The organism is Bradyrhizobium sp. (assembly GCF_019242285.1).
Lineage (GTDB): Bacteria > Pseudomonadota > Alphaproteobacteria > Rhizobiales > Xanthobacteraceae > Bradyrhizobium.
This window is the reverse complement of the sequence record NZ_JAFAVV010000612.1, coordinates 1-7,716: the sequence shown is the minus strand read 5'-3', so window position 1 is coordinate 7,716 and position 7,716 is coordinate 1. Positions and strand designations below refer to the sequence as shown.

Annotated in this window: 8 protein-coding genes; 3 read left to right on the top strand and 5 right to left on the bottom strand. The window is 66.5% G+C overall.

The features are described from left to right. The 4 genes from JOY90_RS25080 to JOY90_RS25065 form a co-directional block, all read right to left on the bottom strand. Positions 1-600 (bottom strand): class I SAM-dependent methyltransferase (locus JOY90_RS25080; RefSeq protein ID WP_291693801.1); only part of this gene is annotated, 600 nt, incomplete at its 3' end. Beyond that, the gene (locus JOY90_RS25075; RefSeq protein ID WP_291693800.1) at positions 597-1,646 is read right to left on the bottom strand and encodes a glycosyltransferase family 4 protein; all 1,050 of its coding nucleotides are present in this window, start codon (positions 1,644-1,646) and stop codon (positions 597-599) included. The genes JOY90_RS25075 and JOY90_RS25080, both read right to left, overlap by 4 nt. Continuing rightward, positions 1,643-2,044 carry a 6-carboxytetrahydropterin synthase gene (locus tag JOY90_RS25070; RefSeq protein WP_291693799.1) on the bottom strand — a complete coding sequence of 134 codons (402 nt, stop codon included), beginning with the start codon at positions 2,042-2,044 and terminating at the stop codon, positions 1,643-1,645. The genes JOY90_RS25075 and JOY90_RS25070 overlap by 4 nt, the downstream gene beginning before the upstream one ends. Before the next feature lie 10 nt (positions 2,045-2,054). Further along, positions 2,055-3,044, bottom strand: a complete 990-nt coding sequence (locus tag JOY90_RS25065; protein WP_291693798.1) for a zinc-binding alcohol dehydrogenase — start codon at positions 3,042-3,044, stop codon at positions 2,055-2,057. Between the two features lie 116 nt (positions 3,045-3,160). Here JOY90_RS25065 and mdoH point away from each other — a divergent pair, with 116 nt between their 5' ends. The 3 genes from mdoH (at position 3,161) to JOY90_RS25050 (ending at position 7,040) form a co-directional block, all read left to right on the top strand. Next, the gene (mdoH, locus tag JOY90_RS25060) at positions 3,161-4,942 is read left to right on the top strand and encodes a glucans biosynthesis glucosyltransferase MdoH (protein WP_291693797.1); all 1,782 of its coding nucleotides are present in this window, start codon (positions 3,161-3,163) and stop codon (positions 4,940-4,942) included. Positions 4,943-5,026: 84 nt separating this feature from the next. Then, positions 5,027-5,689 (top strand): FkbM family methyltransferase, encoded by a 663-nt coding sequence (locus tag JOY90_RS25055; RefSeq protein ID WP_291693796.1) that lies wholly within the window; start codon positions 5,027-5,029, stop codon positions 5,687-5,689. Beyond that, on the top strand, positions 5,673-7,040 hold the full coding sequence (locus tag JOY90_RS25050) for a hypothetical protein (RefSeq protein WP_291693795.1): 1,368 nt from the start codon (positions 5,673-5,675) through the stop codon (positions 7,038-7,040). Before JOY90_RS25055 ends, JOY90_RS25050 begins: the two co-directional genes overlap by 17 nt. Here JOY90_RS25050 and JOY90_RS25045 read toward each other — a convergent pair. After that, complete coding sequence (locus tag JOY90_RS25045) at positions 7,001-7,522, bottom strand: cytochrome c (protein WP_291693794.1); 522 nt, start codon at positions 7,520-7,522, stop codon at positions 7,001-7,003. The two genes, JOY90_RS25050 and JOY90_RS25045, sit on opposite strands and share 40 nt — an antisense overlap. Positions 7,523-7,716 lie beyond the last annotated feature (194 nt).

Sequence of the window (7,716 nt, the reverse complement as noted above, 5' to 3'; positions counted from 1 at the left end):
ACCGTGCGCGATCGAATAGCCGAGCGCCTCGAGGCGATCGATCGCCGCGGGCGCGGCCGTCGGGCCGAGCGCCGGCCCAAAACCCTTGTCAGTGCGCTGGTGTGTGTTCACGGCTGCGACGATGGGGGAATCAAGAGGATCGACCGGGGAGAGCTGGATGCGGCCGTCATAGGTCAGCGCGGCATAAATCGGCAGCGCACGGACGGCAGCCTTATGCAGGAGCTCATACAGCCAGCCTTCGGAGACGAGGTCGAGCAACGCCGATGTCGTGATCAGATCGATCGGGCCCGTGAGCGCCGCGTCAAGCTCGCGGCTCAGATCGAGCCGCATGGCGTCGAGCGTGACGTCATTGGCGAGCGCGCTCTTGCAGGCAAGCCCCAACAGCTCAGAGTCGTGGTCGACCAGGTGCCAATGTTGCCGCGCCGGCAAATGCGAACAAAGTGTGCGAACGGTCGCGCCCGAACCGCAGGCGAGATCGACGACATCAACCGAAACGGCCGATTTGCACCAGGCCGTCACTGCGGCGCGAACCGCCGGGTTGCGTGCGGCGAGATCATAGGGTTCGCGCAACGCGAGCCATTCAGCGGTGAAGCCGCTCATGCCAGCTTCTCCAGCGCGCGCGCGAAGATCGCTCCGGATTGCGGCCAGGTCGGCAGTTGCCGCGCCGCAGCGAGTGCGGCCTCGGCCAAGCCTCGTCGCAGCCTGGTGTCGGTAATGGCGCGGTGCAGCGCGTCGGCCAATGCGGCGGTATCGCCCGGCGCAACGAGCAGGCCGGCTTCGCGCGGCACGGTTTCCGGTATGGCCCCCGCCGTGGTGCCGATCACGGGCAGGCCATGCGCCAGCGCCTCGGCATAGGCCATTCCATACCCTTCGAAGTGCGAGGCGAGGACGAACAGGTCGGCGGTGTCGTAGAGCGTGGCCAGTCGCTCGGACGGCACGGCACCGAGCAGCTCTATTCGCTTCGTGAGCCCATGGCGCGCGATCTCCGAGCGAAGCTTCTCAGCCGCCGCGGCGTCGCGGGTGAGATCGCCGGCGATCGAAAGCCGCCATTGCACGCCGGCGAGCGTGGCGAGCGCCGCGACCAGCACGTCGAATCCCTTGCGCGGTACGATCGCGCCGACCGACAACAGGTGAAGCATTCCGTGCTCGCTTCCCCGCGCCCGCGGCGCCGGATCCGTTCCGGGCCTCGCCACGCTGACCCGGTCGGCCGGCACGTCATAGTCTGCCACGATGAGGCGTGCGGTGGCAGCGCTGGTGACGACGACGCCGTGTGCGGAGGCGAGCGCAGCCCGTTCGCTGTGGCGCAGACGCTCGGCCTCGCCGGCGGACAATCCCCACTCCAGCGCGAGCGGATGATGCACCAAAGCGAGCAGGGGATTGCGAGGCGCCAGCTCTGCTGCGAGGTCCGGCAGGACGCCCAGCGCCAGGCCGTCGATGACAATCGGCCAGCCGGTCCGCACTTGCAGGAGCCGCGCGCGTGCGGCGGATCGTGTGGCCTCGGACGGCCACGGAAATCCTTCGCCGATGTCGACCAGCTCGATAGGCCAGCCCAGACGTTCGAGCTCGGCGATGATGCGGCGGTCATAGCCGTAACCGCCGGTCGGGGTCTCCAGGCTGCCCGGTACCGCGAAGGCGGCACGCTTCACCACAAGGGCGCCTCATATTGCGCGCGGGCGACATGGGATTCGGAAATCGTGACACGAATGGCCTTGAGCTGGCGGCCGTCACGGCCCAATTCGCCGGCTCGCGCCGGCTTGGCCAAGCCGTCGAAGATGTATTTGGTGAGAACCTCCGTGGTGGTGTTGACGCCCTTGAAGTCAGGCAACTCGTCGAGATTGCGATAATTCAGCGGAGACAGCACCGCCTTCAGCGCTTCGTGGGCGCGGCCGATGTCGATGACGATGCCATTGTCGTCGAGGGATTCGGCAATGAACGCCGCATCGACGACGAAGGTCGCGCCATGCAGGGCCTGCGCGGGGCCGAACACGGCGCCACGGAAGGAATGGGCGATCATGATGTGGTCGCGAACTTCGACGGTGAACACGTTGGCTCCTTCAGGCATAGGCGATGGGTTGACAGAGGATCCCGCTTCTCGGGTCGAGGATGGCCGGCAGGCGTCGCGGCAGATCCTCGAACGGCACGGCCGGCGCCAGCAGCGCGTCGAGCCTCGGATCGCCGAGCAGCGCGATGGCTGCCGAGAGGCGGCGGTGATGAGTCCAGCGCGGCCGGTGCGACGGCGCGATCTTGCCGACCTGGCTCGAGACCAGCCGAAGCCTGCGGCTGTGGAAGGGGCCCCCGAGCATGGTGGTTACCGCCTTATTGCCATACCAGCTCACCTCGAGCACAGTCGCCTCTTCGCCGGCCAGCGCCATGGCGGTGCCAAGACCGTCGGGCGCGCCGCTGGCGTGAACGACGAGATCGCAGTCGCCCTTGGCATCCGCAGGACTCGCGAAACCAACCCCGACGGCGTCAGCTAATTCCGCCCGGCCCGGATTGACGTCGACCAGCGTCACCTCGGCGCCGGGAAGCCGGCCACAGAGATAGGCGATCAGCGATCCCACCACGCCCGCGCCCACGACCGCGATGCGGTCGCAGGGACCTGGGCGCGCGTCCCAGACGGCATTGAGGGCAGTTTCCATGTTGGCGGCGAGCACGGCCCGTTGCGGCGGTACAGTCTCCGGCACTTCGACTGCTGCGCCGGCAGGGATGTTGAAAAGGCTCTGATGCGGATAAAGCGCAAAGACCGTCTTGCCGCGCAGCGCTTCCGCGCCGCCCACCACCCGGCCGACCGTGGCATAACCGTATTTCACCGGAAACGGAAACTGGCCCGCCATGAACGGTGCGCGCATCCGCTCATGCTCGCTTTCGGGCACGCGCCCGCCGAGCACGAGCGCCTCGGTGCCGCGGCTGATTGCGCCATGCAGCGCCCTCACGCGTATTTCACCCGCTGCGGGCGGCGCGATGGTCTCGCGACGGATCTCGACCTGACCCGGTCCGCAATACCACAGAGCCGAGGCGATATCGGCGCTTTCGCTGACAAGCATTTCTTCGATCCCGGACTGGAATGGCGGGCAGCTTGACGTGTTATAAGCGCTAGTTACCCTGCCTGCCGACGAATGAGAAGCCGCGACCTTTCGTGTTAGAGCACACCCCTCCCCAATTGATCCAAGCTTCCGAGGCCGATGAGAGCGTCGTCGTTCGCCGGACGACGTTTGCCCTGTTGTTCGTGATCACGATGGCGGCATCGCTATGGCTCGCGGTGCTTGCGCTGGCGCCGGGTGGATTCGGAATTCTCGCTTCTGCCGTGCTCGTCCTGTTTGCGGTGACCTTGCCCTGGATGGTCGCGGGCTTCTGGAATGCCGTGATCGGCTTTCTCATCATGCGTTCTGCCGCCGATCCCGTGGCGGCGGTGTTCCCTGCGGCGGCACGCGTGCGCGGCGACGAGCCGGTGACGGCGTCGACGGCAATCCTGCTGTGCATTCGCAACGAACTGCCGAAGCGCATCATCCGGAACCTGGAGCCGATGCTCGCGGGCCTCGATGTGTCCGGATATGCCCCAGGTTTTCACCTCTATGTGCTGAGCGACACCGACAACACGGAGGTTGCGGCGGCCGAGGAAGCGCATTTCTCGGAATTGGAGCTGCGCTGGCGCGATCGCGTCGCGATCACGTACCGCCGCCGTGCGGTCAATACCGGCTACAAGGCCGGCAACATCCGCGACTTCTGCGAGCGGTGGGGCGGCCGCCACGAGCTCGCCGTCACGCTCGACGCCGACAGCTTCATGACCGCGGACGCCATCCTGCGCCTGGTGCGCATCATGCAAGCCGATCCCAGGCTCGGCATCCTGCAGGGGCTCGTCATTGGCCTCCCGTCGACGGGCCTGTTCGCCCGCATCTTCCAGTTCGGCATGCGGCTCGGGATGCGCTCCTACACAATCGGCAGCGCCTGGTGGCAAGCCGATTGCGGTCCCTATTGGGGGCACAACGCGGTGCTGCGCCTCGCCCCGTTCATCGCGCATTGCGAGCTTCCCGTATTGTCAGGACCCGATGCAAGGACGCGGCATATCCTGAGCCATGACCAGATCGAGGCGGCGCTGATGCGCGCCGCCGGCTACCATGTGCGCGTGGTGCCGCAGGAGGATCTCGGCTGGGAGGAAAATCCGCCGACGCTGCTCGAGTTCATGCGCCGCGACCTGCGCTGGTGCCAGGGTAACATGCAGTACTGGCGGTTCCTCTTTCTTCCGAGGCTCTCGCCTGTCAGCCGTTATCAGCTCGTGCTGGCCATCCTGATGTTCATCGGCTCGCCGGCGTGGATCGGCCTGCTCGTGCTGGCGACGATTGCGCTCGTGACCTGCGACAGTCCCGCCAGCCTCATTCGCGCCGATGCCGGCAGCGCGCTGTTGGTCTGGGTGCTCATCATGTGGTTCTCGCCGAAGATCGCGAGCGCCATCGACCTCCTGCTGCGGCCGGATCTGCGCCGGGCCTTCGGCGGTGCTGCGCGTTTCATCGTCAACTTCGCGATCGAGACCGTCTACTCGATCCTGCTGTGCCCGGTCCTCTGGATCAGCCATACGATCTTCCTGGTCGGGCTGCTGTTCAGGCGCGAGATCGGCTGGATCGGACAGGTTCGCGACGGTCATGCGGTGCCGTTCGGATTGGCGCTCGCCAGCCTGTGGCCGCAGACGCTGATCGGATGCGCTGCACTCGCCCTGGTCGGCGCGACGCAGCCCGCGGCGCTGCCCTATGTCGCGGTGCTGGCCGGCGGGCCGGCACTGGCGGTGCCGTTTGCGATGATGACGGCGTGGTCTTCGCTGGGCCGCCTCGCGATGCGGATCGGAATTGGGCGGCTTCCGGAGGAGACGGCGACCCCGAAGGCGCTGTTGTCGTTGTCGCTGCCCGCGATCCAGTCCGTGGTTCGACCGGTCGTGCCGGGTTCGGTGTGAGCGGTGTTCGGTGCCGTCAGGACCGTGCGTGCTGCCGTCCGGTCGCTTTGGATTTACTACGGAGACAGGGCGCGCGCCACCGCGATGGATCGGCTGCATCGCCGCTTCGTTGCGCCCGGCGATCTCGTGTTCGACGTCGGCGCCCATGTCGGCGACCGCGTTGCCTCGTTTCGCCGTCTCGGCGCGCGGGTCGTCGCGATTGAGCCGCAGCGCGCGATGGCTTGCGTTCTGAGGATATTGTATGGCCTCGATCGTTCGGTTGCGATCGAACAGATGGCGGTCGGGCGCGCGGTGGGCGCGGCCCGCATGATGATCAATGTCGACAATCCGACGGTGTCGTCGGTGTCTGCCGCGTTCATCGACGCGGCGCGCGATGCGCCCGGCTGGGAGACGCAGCGCTGGACCCGCGCTGCCGACGTTACGGTCACCACGCTCGATGCGCTGATCGCACGGCATGGCGGTCCCGCCTTCATCAAGCTCGATGTGGAGGGCTTCGAGGCCGAGGCGCTGCACGGCCTGTCGCAGGCGGTGCCGGTGTTGTCGTTCGAGTTCACGACCATTCAACGCGAGGTCGCGCTCGGCTGCATCGCGCGCTGCTCTGCGCTCGGCTATGCCGGCTTCAACGCGGCGCTCGGCGAGAGCCAGGCTCTGTCGGATGACTGGATGAACGCGGAGGCCATCGCCCGCTGGCTGGTCGAGCTGCCACAATCGGCCAATTCCGGGGACATCTATGCCCGCATCGCCTGACCGCGAGGGACCGCGACGGTCTCTCCTCGTAGGCTCCGTCGCCGCGCTGCTCGCCGCCGGCTATAGCCTGACGCTGTGGATGTTCTATCCCGGCGTCATGACGTATGACGCCCGGTTCGTGCACGAGGACATCGCCAAGGGCACGTTGGGCGACTGGCAGTCCCCGGTCATGACCTGGCTATGGGGGCTGATCGATCCGATCGCACCCGGTCCGGGCAGCATGTTCCTGCTGACGGCGACGACCTACTGGCTGGGCTTTGCCCTGTTGACCTTGGCGCTTGCAGCGCGCGCCCGGCGCGTCGCGCTGGTGCTGCCGATCCTCGCGCTGGCGCCCCCGGCCTTGGCTTTTGTGGGAATCATCTGGCGCGACGTGTTGTTTGCGGCCTCCTGGCTGCTGGCCGCGAGCATCGCCTTCGTCGTTGCCGAACGCCCCGCGCCGATCGAGCGGCCCGCGCAAGGACTCGCGCTCGCATTCGTCACCTTCGGCGTGCTGTTGCGGCCGAATGCCTTGCTCGCGGCGCCTATTCTCGCCGCCTATGTGGCCTGGCCGGCACAATTCTCGCTGCGGCGATCGGCGATCCTGTTCGTTCCCTTGGCGGTCGGCTTCTACATCGCCGTGCAGCTCATCTATTACGGCGCGCTGGGTGCTGTGCGGCAGCATCCGTTGCAGACCATCATGATCTTCGATCTCGGCGGCATCAGCCACTTTGCCAAGGAGAACCAGTACCCGGTCGACTGGAATACCCAGCAAGGCGCGCTGCTGTTGAACGGCTGCTATCAGCCGACGCAATGGGACATTTATTGGCGGCTCGAGCCGTGCGAATTCGTGATGGACAAGATCGAGCGCGAATTGCACCTGTTCGGCACGTCGGCCATTCCAAAGGCGTGGCTCCTCGCCATCGCCCGGCATCCGCTGGCCTATCTGCGGCACCGCTCGGCCTTCATGTGGAATTTCCTCGCCGCCGACAACCTGACCATGTGGGTCGCCGACATCGAGCATCCCGATCGGCAGGTGTTCGCCGATCGCAAGGCGTTCACGACCTTGGTCGCGGCGCATGACGCGCTGAAGTCGACGCCCTTGCTCCGCGTGGGGACCTGGCTCGTGGCTTGTATCATGCTGTCTTGCCTCGGCTGGCGGCAACGCGGCAGCGCCGAAGCAGCCTTCGTGCTCGGGGTGTGCGGCTCCGCGGCGATCTATGTGCTGACCTTCCTGTTCGTCGGCGTCGCCTCCGACTTCCGCTACGGCTATTGGGCCGTGCTGGCCACCATGGCCGCAAGTGTGGTCGCGGCGTCGGGCAGGCCAGCGCGCAGCTACTTCCCCGGCCCGGACGAGGCGGTCCAGGCCTTGTAGTCGGCTTCGGAGACGCTGGGCAGCTTCTTCACGAAGGCGGCGACCGACCAGATCTGCTCGTCGTTGGCGCCGGCCTGCTCGAAGCTCGGCATGCCCGTCATGTTGATGCCGTTCTTGATCACCCAGAACAGTTGCGCGGGCGAGAGCTCGCCGGCGACGTCCTTCAGGTCCGGCGGATCGGGATGCAGCCCCTCGGAAAACTTCTGCCATTTGACGCCCGGTGCGCCATGGCAGTTGGCGCAGCCGAGCGCCGCGTAGGCCTTGGCCCCGGCCTGCGCGGTGGCGGCGTCGTCAAACGAGGCTGGCGGCGCATCGTTGGCGCGGCGATCGATCGAGGCGGTGCGCACCTGGGTGAGTGCCCAGGTGACGATGGCCGGATCGTCGGCGGTCCCGGCAACGCTGTAGAAGCCGCCGAAGAAGAATACTGCGGCCGCAAGACCGACCACGATGGCCAATGCACCGATTGCCGCGAGGATGCGCATGAAAGCCTCCGACCTGCGTGTTGTCCGTTCGGCGTTTGCGATTGAGATAGAGGATCGTGAGTGAATGACGCCGGGTGACGAAGGTTGCACAGAATACGACGTCTGTTGTGATTTTTCCTGCGTCACTCGTGACCAAAGTTCAATGATTGGTGATTTGGACGTGCGCGTCGCCGAGGGCCTGACGCACCAGTTGA

Excerpts from the sequence above, each read along its gene's own strand:
- JOY90_RS25065 (WP_291693798.1), bottom strand. The coding sequence starts at position 3,044 with ATGCTTGTCAGCGAAAGCGCCGATATCGCCTCGGCTCTGTGGTATTGC.
- JOY90_RS25055 (WP_291693796.1), top strand. The coding sequence starts at position 5,027 with ATGGATCGGCTGCATCGCCGCTTCGTTGCGCCCGGCGATCTCGTGTTC.
- JOY90_RS25050 (WP_291693795.1), top strand. The coding sequence starts at position 5,673 with ATGCCCGCATCGCCTGACCGCGAGGGACCGCGACGGTCTCTCCTCGTA.
- JOY90_RS25045 (WP_291693794.1), bottom strand. The coding sequence starts at position 7,522 with ATGCGCATCCTCGCGGCAATCGGTGCATTGGCCATCGTGGTCGGTCTT.